The organism is Brevibacillus ruminantium (genome assembly GCF_023746555.1).
GTDB classification, from domain to species: domain Bacteria; phylum Bacillota; class Bacilli; order Brevibacillales; family Brevibacillaceae; genus Brevibacillus; species Brevibacillus ruminantium.
This window is the reverse complement of the sequence record NZ_CP098755.1, coordinates 5,265,780-5,279,456: the sequence shown is the minus strand read 5'-3', so window position 1 is coordinate 5,279,456 and position 13,677 is coordinate 5,265,780. Positions and strand designations below refer to the sequence as shown.

Annotated in this window: 8 protein-coding genes; 4 read left to right on the top strand and 4 right to left on the bottom strand. The window is 50.8% G+C overall.

The annotated features are described in order from the left end of the window. The first annotated feature begins 122 nt into the window (after positions 1-122). Entirely contained in the window at positions 123-1,283 is a 1,161-nt protein-coding gene (locus tag NDK47_RS25870) for a THUMP domain-containing class I SAM-dependent RNA methyltransferase (RefSeq protein ID WP_251872575.1), read from the top strand. Positions 1,284-1,325: 42 nt separating this feature from the next. Beyond that, positions 1,326-4,214, top strand: coding sequence for a DUF4855 domain-containing protein (locus NDK47_RS25865; protein ID WP_251872574.1), 2,889 nt, complete (start codon positions 1,326-1,328; stop codon positions 4,212-4,214). Positions 4,215-4,654: 440 nt separating this feature from the next. On the opposite strand, the gene NDK47_RS25860 is transcribed toward NDK47_RS25865, so the two are convergent. The 3 genes from NDK47_RS25860 to selD all read right to left on the bottom strand — a co-directional run bounded on the left by NDK47_RS25860 (position 4,655) and on the right by selD (position 8,922). After that, entirely contained in the window at positions 4,655-5,224 is a 570-nt protein-coding gene (locus tag NDK47_RS25860) for a hypothetical protein (protein WP_251872573.1), read from the bottom strand. An 844-nt stretch (positions 5,225-6,068) separates the two neighbouring features. Beyond that, positions 6,069-7,331: an MDR family MFS transporter gene (locus NDK47_RS25855; protein WP_251872572.1), complete on the bottom strand. Its 1,263-nt coding sequence runs from the start codon at positions 7,329-7,331 to the stop codon at positions 6,069-6,071. 538 nt (positions 7,332-7,869) lie between these two features. After that, positions 7,870-8,922, bottom strand: coding sequence for a selenide, water dikinase SelD (gene selD, locus NDK47_RS25850; protein WP_251872571.1), 1,053 nt, complete (start codon positions 8,920-8,922; stop codon positions 7,870-7,872). Positions 8,923-9,108: 186 nt separating this feature from the next. On the opposite strand from selD, the gene mnmH reads away from it, so the two are divergent. Both mnmH and NDK47_RS25840 read left to right on the top strand, forming a co-directional pair. Then, on the top strand, positions 9,109-10,170 hold the full coding sequence (gene mnmH / locus NDK47_RS25845; RefSeq protein ID WP_251872570.1) for a tRNA 2-selenouridine(34) synthase MnmH: 1,062 nt from the start codon (positions 9,109-9,111) through the stop codon (positions 10,168-10,170). Between the two features lie 38 nt (positions 10,171-10,208). Continuing rightward, positions 10,209-11,321: an aminopeptidase gene (locus NDK47_RS25840; protein ID WP_251872569.1), complete on the top strand. Its 1,113-nt coding sequence runs from the start codon at positions 10,209-10,211 to the stop codon at positions 11,319-11,321. Positions 11,322-11,385: 64 nt separating this feature from the next. On the opposite strand, the gene NDK47_RS25835 is transcribed toward NDK47_RS25840, so the two are convergent. After that, positions 11,386-13,629 (bottom strand): M56 family metallopeptidase, encoded by a 2,244-nt coding sequence (locus NDK47_RS25835; RefSeq protein WP_251872568.1) that lies wholly within the window; start codon positions 13,627-13,629, stop codon positions 11,386-11,388. Positions 13,630-13,677 lie beyond the last annotated feature (48 nt).

Genomic DNA, 13,677 nt, shown 5'->3' with positions numbered 1-13,677 from the left:
CCAGGTGCTTTTCAAGTAATGAAGTTTTCTCATGTAGAACATTTCCAATATCCCCAGAGAATCGGGTAATATATGATAGGGGGAAAGCACCCTGCCATTTAGCAAGGACAGGAGATCGTATCATGCAAAAAGTGGAATTGATTGCGACGGCGACGTTCGGTCTCGAATCGGTCGTGGCCGAAGAGGTAAAAGCGTTGGGTTATCAGGATGTTCGGGTGGACAACGGCAAGGTTGAATTTACAGCGGACATTTCTGCCATCGCTCGGACAAATTTGTGGTTACGAACTGCGGATCGCGTGCGTCTAAAAATAGGGGAATTTCAGGCGACGACCTTTGACGAATTATTTGAGAAGACCAAAGCATTGCCTTGGTCTGACTGGATTCCGGCGGATGCCACTTTCCCGGTCGAGGGAAAATCGGTAAAATCCACACTCTACAGCGTGCCGGATTGCCAGGCGATCGTCAAAAAGGCAGTCGTGGAAAGCCTGAAAAAAACGTACAAGCAGGATTGGTTTGAGGAAAAAGGGCCTTTGTACAAAATCGAAGTGGCTTTGCTAAAAGATACGGCGACACTGACGATTGACACGACGGGGGCTGGGCTGCACAAGCGTGGGTATCGGACGCTGATCGGTGCCGCTCCTCTCAAAGAGACGATGGCCGCAGCGATGATTTTGTTGTCACGCTGGAAGCCGGATCGCGTGTTCATGGACCCGATGTGCGGTTCGGGGACGCTCCCGATTGAAGCGGCGCTGATCGGACAAAATATCGCGCCGGGCATGAACCGGGAATTTGTCTCGGAATCCTGGCCGACCATCCCGAAAACGGCATGGCGGGAAGCGCGGGCGGAGACGCATGATCTGGCCCGGTATGACCAGCCCCTGGAGATTATCGGGACAGACATTGACGAGGATATCTTGCGTGTAGCGAGGCGCAATGCCGGGGAAGCGGGCGTGGACGAATACATCCATTTTCAACAGATGGATGTCAGGGATGTGCGGACGAAGCGGAAGTACGGCTACCTGATCTGCAACCCGCCCTATGGGGAACGGCTGGGTGACTGGAAACAGGCAAGCCGCTTGTACCGGGAGATGGGGCAGACATTTGCCGCGCTGGACACGTGGTCGTTCTACTTCCTGACCTCAGATGAGCAGTTTGAAGAGGCGTTTGGACGAAAAGCGAGCAAAAAACGAAAGCTCTACAACGGGAACATCAAGGTGGACTACTACCAGTTCTTCGGTCCGCGGCCGCCGCGCCCAAACTCGTCCCAGCCCCCAAGCCAATAACGGTTGGATACCAGAAAGATGCAGAAAAATGGAGGAGAAAAAATGGGTGTGACACGTAAGACAGGGAGGGTTATGGCTGCGCTTTTGGCGTTGTCGTTGATGACGAGCTCAGCTTTGGCAGCGACGGACCCTTCTGCCAAGGTACCGGAGGCAGAGCCGGATAAACAGGCGCAACCGGCAGAGTCAATGCCGGAAGAGCAGACCATTACCTTTACTGACCTGGGGAACAGCTATGCGCGCGACGCTGTTTATCATTTGACATCTCTGGGCCTGATCAGCGGACAGGGGGGAGACCTTTTCCATCCCCAGGAGTCCATTTCCCGGCAGGATGTATTCGTCTTGCTGTCCAAGGCGATGGGAGTTCAGCCGAAGCTTCCGCGAGAGCATAAGTTCGACGATGTTTCACAAGAAAGTGCCTACGCCCCCTACATATACGGACTGGCCGAGCTAGGTGTACTGAACGGACGCAGCGACGGTACGCTGGGAGCCAAGGACGCTTTGACCCGGCAGGAGTTGGCGGTCATATTGGACAGGCTGTGGAAAGCGGGCAGCGGCACCAAACAAGTGGCGGAGCAGGAAACGTATGCTGACCAGGACGAAATTGCCGACTACGCCAAGGAAGCCGTCGCTTCTGTTACTGCACAAGGCTGGATGAAAGGGGCAAACGGGGTCTTTCGCCCGCAAGGCCAAGTGACCAGAGCAGATGCCGCTCTGATTGCAGAGCGCGTCTGGACGGCACGCTACCAACTGGCGGAGAAAGCCGATTTCACCGTAAACAAGACGAAGCTGACCGTGATGGCGGGCACCAGCGAACAGGTCGAGGTGACCCGCCCGGGCGGAGGAGCACTGCCCTTTACCCCTGTCTTTGCCTTTGACCAACCCACTCTGGGTGTGATGTCGCCAGACGGAACCTTTACCGCCGGGCCAACCCCTGGCAAGGGCATACTGACCGTAAGCGTCGGGCTTCGCTCCATTACCCTTCCCGTGGAGATCACGCCAGCGCCTGTCGATTCGCATGCAGGCAAAACGGCTGATCTGGAGCAGGGAGCGGAAAAGGAAAAGGCTGAGACGAGCACGGAAACAAAAACAGACTCAAAAACAGATACAAAAGCAGATACAAAAACGGATGCAGGTACAAAAACCGACACAAAAACCGACTACAAAGCAGATGTTCAAACAAACGCAAGCACAAGCACGCCGGCTGCTGACTCTGCAAGCAAAGAAAAAGCGGAGGGGACTGCCGGGAAAAACCAGTCCGCAGCGACGGATCAGGCGACAACCAATCAAACGGCATCGGACAAGGATGGCACCGAATCTGTCGATCATGCCGTTCCAGACGAAGAGGAAGAAGAGCAGAGCGTTGAAGCGGCGGACGAGCTGGTCAATCTGGCGCCGGGCAGCTTTACGTCAGTCAAACCTTTCGGGAAAGAGGATGCCTACTTCCGCGAGGTTGAAAAACAGTATCCGGGTCCGGTCGGCGGTCTGGTCACACCTTCGGATACATGGACCGGCTACAATCGCCAATTCGGCCGGAAGGTAACCGTCGTTTTGCCGGAGCCCAAACAACTGGAGCGGGTGGCACTTACCTTTAGACACGCAAAAAGCTCAGGCATCACCATTCCGGAGTGGATGGATGTCGAGGTGTCCCCTGACGGCAAGGCGTGGTATTTCGCCGGAAAAGCCAAGCACGACATCTCTCAGGCAGAAGACGCTATTCTGGAACGCACTTTGGCCGTTACACTGCCGCAGGTGGAAACCCGCTATGTACGAGTATCCTTCCCGGTGAAGGTATTTGCTTTCGCCAGACAGCTTGAGGTGTGGGGACGAGACGGGCGAAATCAAACAGCGCCATCCGTGCTGCTCCCGTTTGCCAACCAGGCTGATCCACAGGCCGAGAAGAAAAATGTACGCCGCGTTGAAAACATGCTGCTGGCTTACACGGGGGACCATGGACAACTGGGCACCTGGACCAAAGAAGATTTTCTCCCGATGGTAGGCTATCGCACCAAGGACGGCTATATGCGCGATCAGATGTTTGACACCATCCTGTTCCTGCCGTATCAAACCATGCCGGCGACCAAAGAGAAATGGCTGGAATACCAAAAAGACCTGTTTGCCTCGAATCAGCAGCTGGAAGCATTAAATGATGCGATGCGCGAGTTCAACAGGCTGCGGGGCACCCTGTATGCCAACACGTACGTAGAAAATGTCGTGCTGGCGCTGCCGTATCCCAATGGCGCCCAGACGGACTTTGGAAAGCTCGATCCAAACAAGGAGTCTCTCTCTTTCTCTGCGAAGCAGGTAGGCGAGGAAAAAGCGTATCAAAACCGCAAGCAGGCGCTGGAATGGTATTACAGCGAATTGAAAAAGCGCTGGGATCAGGCGGGCTTCCAGTATCTGAAGCTGGACGGCATCTACTGGTTCCACGAGCTGGTGGAGGACAGCGGACCGAGGGAGCGAGACCTGATCCGCGACATGGGCAGGATGGTGCACGAGGATTCACTGCGTTATTACTGGATTCCGTACTTCGGTGCACCGGGCCTGTCAGAGTGGAAATCCCTCTACTTCGATGCGGCATTCCTGCAGCCCAGCTACTATTCGGATAAGCCGATTCCGCTCGACCGGATCGAGGGCACACTGGAAGTGATCCAAAAATACGGGATGGATGTAGAGATCGAAGGGGATGCCAAGATGTACAATGATCCGAAGTTCCTCCAGATCTACTACAACCAGTTGATTGCGACGCACAGATTCGGCATGGACAAGAACAACATCCACGCTTACTACTTCGGCTCCAAAACGCTGCTGCATGCCGTGAACAGTGACGACCCGGTAATTCGCGGCATCTATGATGACACGTACAAATGGATGCGCGGCAAGTTTGATCAGACGGAGTATATGCTGCCGAGCGATACCAAGAAAGAAGAATAGTGTCCGCTTTGATTATGAAAAACATGAAAAAGCATCCCGTTTCACTTTCTGACAAGTGGCGGGATGCTTTTTGGAGTTTAACTTATAGGTCGAGAAGTCTCCCACTTCTAAAACCTTACAGCGTTTGGTTGTAAGCGGGGGATGAATCGACTTCGGACAAGGACAGGCTTTTGCCTGTTCAGTTGTCCAACACTTTGGTAAAATCTACTTATGATGTTCTTTGATAACTGGATATATGGGGTTGCATGGAGAAACAAAATGCGAAAACCAAGCTTATCCTTCCATGCGTAAAATATCCAAGGTAACAAAAGAACTCCGAAACGTAGGACATCTAGGGTAGGGACTACCCGAAGTAACGCTCGAGGAGACGAAAGGTTACTTTCGTCGTGGATTTGAGAAGCTCCCACTTCAAGGCGTTAGCCTAAGTGGAGAGTAGTTCACTAGGAGCTGATTTCATTGTGGCTGTCATCGTAGGCAACAATCGTTGAAAACGTGCTAACACCAATCTTTACATCAAAATAGTATCTATCATCATTATCAATCATGATGATAGACGATTCGTTATTTGGATAGGTTATCTGGATAGATTTGATTCGTTTATCATGAATGATTCCACTAACGATGTGGAAGCTGGATTCTTTATTTCGCAGTTTGCCCGCAAGCTGCATTTTGGTAAAGGGAGACTGTGAGTCCATTTGTGTAGTTTCCAGATGAACAATATCCCAGGACGCATTAATCTTTTCTGTATAAAATAAACCTTCATAAAAAATATTATTCTTTTTGAATAACAATTGTCCAAATGCACTATTCTCGATATGTGATACTTTTACTATTTTAAAATCTTCAACCTTAAACCCCATCTGTTCATCTGTTTTTTGATGAATAAAAGTGATGAGTGCATTATCTTCGTTTGTAGTTATATTGGGCTCAGAAGGGTCATTGATTTCTTTTGGTTGACAACCAAACAAAATGAGACATAAAAACAGTGCAAACAATATTTTTCTATACATGAAAACCATTCCTTCTTCTTCGAGTAAAAATAGGGGGAATCTCAGTTAGAGTTTTGAGAAAGTCCCCTTTTGATAGGGGACTTTTCATGTCGTTTTAGGTGGTAAAGCCATCATCGTAAAACACTTTAAAGCTAATTTAGACGGTCAAGATACTCCCTGATTCCAGGAAGTTCAAATTAGGGGTTTATCGAAATCCTGAGCCGGGAGAACAAACATGTACAAGATACCTGGTCCCTCAACCTCACTAAATGCATATTGCTTCCAACTTGCTGCTGCTCGCAGAAGTTGCTGCTGTATTCGCACTAACAGCATCGTCCATAATATCACCAGGTGTATTATTGTTGTTCAAGCAAAAATGATGCACGATCGCTACTTTTGAATAACTAATACCTTGTTCAAACTCCCAAGAAGGACCAGTAGGAGGAAAGAGGCGTTGAATTTTCGCTCGACGATCAAGATAGTGAATATTCACTTAATGGAGATTTAGTTGATGCCAACGATGAGTATGTTAACTCTCATCCTCGTGAATATAAAGAAAGGATTCGAAAGCTAGAGCATAGTTGAAAGAACTGCAAACAATACTTTCTTCAAGCTAAAGAACTCCCTAAATTTGGTATATTATAATATTAATTATGAGAGGTGAAATTTGTCAATGAAAATTGTAATTTATGGTAAAAATATGCTACTCTACCCTATTTTAGATTTTATTTGTTAGTAAAAAAGATACATAATTTATTTTAAGACGGTAGAGTTGGACCAAAAAAGTTGAATAAGGAGTCTGCTTAACAATAAACAGACTCCCTTGATTTTCGAACTTCTAGTGACAGACTTTTATTCTCAGGAATTAAGATCTTTGATCGGCGTTTTTCTTCTGAGGAATCAACCGGAACATATAAACATACAACAAAGCACTCAACAAAGAAATGCCCAAAATGATCGAAAAAATGCCGATGGGAGCCATCCATTGAGACAGGCCGATAGCAAGCGGCGCGATAAAGCGGCCAAGCGAAAATTGCAACGACGATGCTCCCATGTATTGCCCGCGTGCATCCTCAGGTGCGTATTTGCTGATAAAGCTTTGGACGACAGGCGTACGAATCAGCTCACCCAGGGTGAGAACGAACATACAGCCGAACAGCAGCCAGATATTTGACGTAAAGGCCATCAGGAAAAATCCGAAGCCGTAGAGCGTCGAGGACAGAATCAGACTGTTTCGGTCGCTCCAGCTTTGAAACCAGTGGGTGACGGGCAGCGTAAACAGAACCACTAGCAAACCATTCAAGCCCATCAGCCAGCCAAAAGCAGAAGTGCCCCCGATGGAAAAAGACCAGTTGCCCCACCAGACCAACGGCTGACTGTGTACGTTTTCTTTCACATACAACGCCATGTACAGGTCAAGCTGCATGAAGGCAATCGCAACCAATACACCCGCCAGAATGTAGATGGCAAACGGTTTGTCTTTGAAAATAATCGCGTAGTTCCGGAACTGCTCCCTCAAAGAAAAGCGAGCCGGCGGTGCCGCGCTGGCCTCTCTCTTGCCCGTGAGTGCCGGGAGTGTTTCCTTGATCAAGAAAAAGATGGCGATCCCATAGAGGAACTCCACAATCGTACAGACCAAAAGCAGCTCAAAACGGTAATGCACGAAGAAAATCGAACCGAGTACCGGACCCAGCACCACCCCGATATTCATGGCCGTGTAAAAGGTAGCGAAGACAACCCGGCGATCTTCTTCGGTGGTCAGATCCGCCACCATGGCAGAGCTTGCCGGCCAAAACATCGACCCGGCCATCCCGATCCCGATAAAAGCCAGATAATCAATCCAGGGGGAGGGGGAAAAGGCAAACAGGCCGAACATTACGGAAGAGGTTGAAATTGAGATCAGCATGGTCTTTTTCCGCCCGATCCGATCCGCCAGATATCCGCCGGCCAGGTTGGAGAAGATCCCGAGCAAAGGGGGAACTGTTAACAGCAGGCCCGCCACATCTTTGCCAAATGTGTCGCTGAAGTAAAGGGCTATAAAAGGAAAGTACATCCAAAAAAACGTATGCGTAATCAACTCGCCGAGCAGACGAACCTTTAAATTCAAATCCCAAGAGCGCCAAATCATGACCAGGATTCCTCCGATCCCACAAAGAAGTGTTTGTCTCGTCTGCAGGTGCCTTTTTCTGCTCCTGTCGTCCGGCTTGGCGTGATGAAAAGTCCACGTGAACCATGTAAGGTTCGGTCCGGGGAAAACAACAAAAGCGCAAAGGGTGAGTAGAAACCTCATCCACTTGCGCTTTTTCGTCTGGATAGGAGGGGCCGGGTCTTTGGGGTACGCAAAGAAAAGACACGTATCCCGCATGTAGAATCGACAAAATAACGACTCGATTCCAACCGGAGTCCCATATCGGAAAAAGACGGAAGCGGTTCAGGCAACCTGCAGCTTCTTGCATTCAGATAGGGTTTTATCAAGGGCGGGACCCTCGATAAGGTCCCTCATCTAAATCATAGAAACTACAGTGATTGTCATGAACCAACGCTCCCGTCTTTTAAAAGTTATTTTTCAGATCAACTCTTGTTGATTAGAATACTCTACCTGCGTAAAAAAATGCAAGATATTTTTTGCTTTTTCTTCCTTTTCCCTTTTTTCTGGAGACAGGCCGCTACGGAGCAACCGTAATCACACCCGGATGATCCGCTACCACGTCCGCAATGATACGGGCCCACTCGACTCCCGCTGCATGCAGCTTTTCCAAGAGGATTTCGCCGTCTGCCGCAGGCAGGCTGATCAGCAAACCGCCAGAAGTAACCGCATCACACAAGATCAGGCGATCGATCTCGTCCATCTCTTCCGGAAAACGCACCCGGTCCGACACCCAGCGAAAATTGGATTTGCTGCCACCTGGAACGATGCCTTGCTCGGCAAGATCGCGGGTTCCCGGCAAGATGGGGACCTCGGAGCGACGGATGCGAATGCCAACACGGCTGCCTTCCGCCATTTCCAAAGAATGGCCCAGCAGACCAAACCCGGTCACATCTGTGCAAGCATGAACAGGGAAATCCTGCATGCATTCGGCCGCGTATTTGTTTAGTGTCGCCATAATGTGCATGACCAGCTCCGTCTGTTCCGTGGACAGCGCTTCCCGTTTGATCGCAGTGGTTTGAATCCCGACGCCGATGGGCTTGGTCAGGATCAGGACATCGCCCGGCTTGGCTCCTGCGTTGGTGAGGACGCGGGTCGGATGCACCGTGCCCGTAACCGCAAGTCCGAATTTGGGCTCCTGATCGTCGATGGAGTGCCCCCCGACCAGGACTGCCCCTGCTTCTGCCACTTTGTCAGCAGCGCCGCGCAGGATCTCCGTGAGGATGGCAGGGTCCAGCTTGTGAATGGGGAAGCCGACGATGTTCATCACCGTCAGGGGCTTTCCGCCCATGGCGAAGACGTCGCTGATCGCATTGGCCGCAGCGATTTGACCAAACCAGTACGGATCATCTACGATCGGCGTGAAGAAATCGAGCGTCTGCACAATTGCCAGATCATCGGTTAACTGGTAGACCCCTGCATCGTCTGACGTTTCTACGCCGACCAGCAGCCGCGGATCGCGAGAAGTAGGCTTTGGCAGATTTTTGAGTACGGAGGACAGCGCGTCAGGACTGATTTTGCAGCCGCAGCCTCCTTTTTGCGTAAGCGAAGTAAGCTTGATTTTTTCAGTCATGTTATGACCTCCTGACCTCTGAGGAATAATGTGGAAAGACCCCTCTGGCGGCACTGTGCCAACACCTAGAGGTGTGAGTCTTCTGTCGTGGCATGATAAAATTGGGACATAAGAAACAGACATACAAAAGATACAGAGATACAGCTCAATACATTCAGGATACCAGAAGTAAGGGTGACGAGAAAATTGAAAGATATTACGGTCGAAGAACTGCTGCATCAGGGATACGCAAATTTGATTGATGTACGCTCTCCGGGGGAGTTTTTTCGGGATACGATACCGGGTGCAATCAATATTCCTTTGTTTAGTGATAGGGAACGCGCCCAGGTCGGGATTACGTATAAGCGAGAGGGGCAGGCGGCGGCACAGTGGCTCGGCATGCAAATCGTCTCGCCCAAAATGGAGGCTTTGATGAATGCCATCCGTCAACGGGGAGAAGAGCTTGGCGAGCCGCCGACAATTTTTTGCTGGCGAGGCGGCATGCGCAGCCGGGCAATGGCTACCTTCGCTACCTTTGCCGGAGTACCGGTGCGCCGATTGACGGGCGGCTATCGCGCTTATCGCAAGCATGTGGTCGGGACGATCGAGCCGTATGCGCTGGAGCAACCCGTCTTTTTGTTGCATGGCATGACTGGCGTGGGGAAAACAGAGCTGCTGCATCGACTGGAAGCAGCCGGACAGCCTGTTCTCGATCTGGAGCGCATGGCAGGTCACCGCGGCTCGGTGTTTGGCGATATCGGCAAAGGCAAGCCAGCCAACCAAAAAATGTTTGATGCCCGTCTGTTCGAGACGCTTCGCCGCTACGAGAACGCCCCGTACTTTATCATGGAAGCGGAAAGCAGACGGATCGGAAATGCTACGCTGCCGAACTTTTTGATGCAAGCCAAGGAGCAGGCGGTACACATCCAGCTGACAGCGCCGCTGGAGGTGCGCGTTCAGCGCCTGTATGATGAATACGTCGTTCCCTTCTCCTGGAGACCTGATTTTTCCGAAAAGGTGGAAGCCGCTTTTCTGAAAATCGCCAGACGGATTCCCACGGAACAGGCAAAAAGGCTGAAGGATGCGCTTCAATCCGGCGATTACCGCACGGCCATCACGCTGCTGCTCGTTCACTATTACGATCCCCGTTACGAAAACAAGCAGGATTCTTACGTGACGAATATCCAGGAGCAGGTGGACGCTGCGGATCTGGATGCAGCAGGAAAAAGAATATGTTCGGTAATTGATAAATTTCTGGATGTTCGGTAAAATTATTTTTATTAAGAACATGCGCAGGGGGAGATAGGATGTTGGATCCACGCATTGTCAAGCTGGCGGAAAACTTGTTGAATCACTCGGTTCGTTTGCAGGAGAAAGAGTGTCTGTTGATTGAGATCAGAGGGGAAGGGCACGTCTTGGCCAAGGAATTGGTCAAACAGGCGTATGCCAAAGGGGCCTATCCATTTGTCCGCATTATCGATCAATCTTTGCAGCGGGAGCTGTTGCTGGGAGCGAGCGAGGAACGGGCATCCTACATGGTTAAATGGGAAGAGCCCATGTTCAAGGATATCCAAACCTTTATCGTGATTAACGGGCCGACAAATGACAGTGAAGCATCCGATGTGCCGGTAGAGCGTCGCCGCGCCCACCAAAAGGTCATGCAGCCGCTGAACGATTACATCGTGTCCGAAACGCGCTGGACGCTGCTCAACTACCCGACCGCGTCGATGGCCCAGAGTGCCAACATGTCGACGGAAGCCTTTGAAGATTTTTACTTTGACGTCTGCTCCCTCGATTATCAAAAAATGAACGAAGCTTTTCTCCCGCTCAAAGAGCTGATGGAGAAAACGGACAAAGTCAGATTGACCGGACCGGGAACAGACCTGAGCTTTTCGATCAAGGGAATTCCCAGCATTATCTGCGCGGGTGAGGCCAACATTCCGGACGGCGAGATTTACACGGCCCCTGTGCGTGATTCGGTAAACGGTACGATCACCTTTAACGCGGCGACATCCTATATGGGCACCCGCTTTGAAAACGTCCGGCTGACATTTGAAAACGGCAAGATCGTAGAGGCTTTTGCCAACAATACGAAACGGCTGAACGAGATTTTGGACAGCGATGAAGGGGCGCGCTTCATTGGAGAGTTTGCCATCGGCGTCAACCCCTACATTCTGCATCCGATGAATGATATTTTGTTTGACGAAAAGATCGCGGGCAGCTTCCATTTCACCCCCGGTCGCGCTTATGAGAATGCAGACAACGGCAACCGCAGCCAGGTGCATTGGGACATGGTCAACATCCAGCGCCCTGAATACGGCGGCGGGGAGATCTGGTTTGACGACGTACTGATACGCAAAGACGGATTGTTTGTCCTGCCGGAGCTTGCGGGACTGAATCCGGAAAACTTGAAGGGATAGATTCGAGAAGACTCTTACGCAAAAAGGCCCGGGGCAAAAGCTCCGGGCTTCTTTCTTCTGTCGGTTATTGGCGCAGCTTGTTTAGATCAACCGGTTTTTCGTTCAGCAGGTAGCGGACGACCTCAAGCTGATCCGTTCCGTCATCACGGAACATCGCCTGATAGCAAACGTCTCCCTCTTTCCAAAGGTAGCTAGTCAAGTTAGGATCAGTCGGAGGGCTCAGCGTTCCGTCAATTTTATACGTGTTTGTCTTCAGCACCTCACGTCCATTGATGGACACGGGCGTTACCTTGACAAAAAAAGGCTGGCCGTCAATTTGCCCGTAAGCGATCTGTCCCTCCTTTTTCACTTTATCATAGATGCCGTTATCCTTGATCTGCGTAAAGTTTACCCGCTTCCATTCCTTTGAGTGGCGTTCCCCTGATGTAAAAAACATAAAGAAGACTTTGCTTTTTTTGTCTTCCTCGTTCTCGGGTAAACTGAAGTTGATTTTTGTAGTCAAATCAGGCCCATTGGTCGTAAACGAGCCGGGCAGTTGCAGGGGCAGCTTCGGCGTGAAATCGAGTGGCTTCAAAAGCCGCTCCAAATCTCCGGTGTCGTAGACAGGCAAGTCTGTCAAATCGGGATTTACGTATCGACTGAAGAGTTCCTGGTCAGGAGCTTTCATGGAGTTGATCAACGCTGCGCTTTCCTGCTCCGTCAAATTGCCTGAGTGCAATAGTTGGTACCCGATGCCCTGATCTATCCAGACATAGACTACCTCCTGGGAGTCCTGTAGCGTTAATGTCGCTTTCAGTACTTCCCGTCCTTCTCGTCCCTTCAATAAAACTTTTTCCTCTTTTATGTCGGTGTAATGGTCTTCGAACCACGATTTCACTTCTTGAAGCAAAGATTCAACGTCGTTGGCACCTGCTCTGGCATACAGGCTGACTAAACCGTTGCGCTCGAAGCTGATGCTGACTGAAGTGGTCTTAAAAACGCCCGGCTGGTCCAGCTTTTCCCGAGATACACTCACTCGATCCATTTGCGTGTTTTCAGGCAAGACCGCCGGGACTTTAAACGGCAAATCAGATAGTCGAACCGCCTTTTCCAAGTTGTTGAATGTCCGATCCAGGGGATCAAACAGTACCTTTTCTTGTTTGTTTGCTTGTACGCCCCCGTCTTTTGCCTCGCTGGTCACAGCTTCGGTTTTCGGGCTATTGGCAATGACCGTGCTACTGGCATTGGTGAGAGTGAAAGCACCAAGGACGGCGACGCAAGCAATAGCGGCCACAGATAGTTTATACGAGCCTTGTTTAAAAGACTTGATCATATGGATTCTCCTCTCCAGTTCTGTTTTTGCTCCGTAGAAAGACAGCAGATGCGGCTGACGATTGGACGAATAACGCTTTACGCCCTCAATCACGGTCATGCCGTAGGGCACAGCCTCAGCTTCGCCAAGCAACTCCAGTACATACGCATCACAAGCCAGCTCTTGCTCCGCCTTCATTTGTCTGATGCTCAGCCACGCCAAGGGATTCATCCAGTGAATCGCCAGGGTAAAGCTGCTGATGGCATTTAAAACAATATCCTTGCGTTTGTAGTGGGCCAGCTCATGCGAAAAGATGTGGAAAAGCTGGTCGTCGCCAAAATCTTTGCAGATGCCTTCGGGAAGGTAGATATAGGGGCGAAACAGCCCGCTGACGAAAGGACTGCTCACGAAGTTTCCCGTATAGACCGGGATGGGCTTTTGCAGGCCGTAAAGTCTGCAGCTTTTTATCATGATGGACAAGATGTGAGGCTCTGTGACGAGTCGCAGCTCTTTTCGTTTTAGCTGCATCCGCACCAGGAACGTGCTCAGATATAGCATGAAGCCAATCACACCCGTCAGCCATACAACGGAAGCAATCTGCACGGCCGCCGGATAGGTAGAGGGGGTCTGCAGATGTCCGATGCGGTTCTCATCAGACGTGCGCTCTTCGCTTGGGCCCTTGTTATCTGCGGGAAGTTTCTCGATTGGTGTCGGAGGAATTGGCAAAGGAATGGTCTGCTGCAGGTCCGTTGTCGCGGCTTGCGGCTCCGGCTTCTGGGCGGAAAAGCTCTGTTCCAGCCTTGTGCCAATGTCGAGGAGAGAAAACATGCTGATCGGACTTGCGGGCAGCACAGGCACCAGCATGCGTACGAGCACGATGAGCCAGATGATGTGCCGGATGCGCGGGGTCAGCCGATGGCGGAATAGCTTCAGAACAACCATGACCACAAGCGCCACAGCGCTGGATGCAAAGGTGGCATCGACAAACAACAAAAATGCGCGGCTGAGAATATCCATTTTTCACCCTCTTTCTTTGTTACCGGCCGAATCTGGCCAATCTGGCTG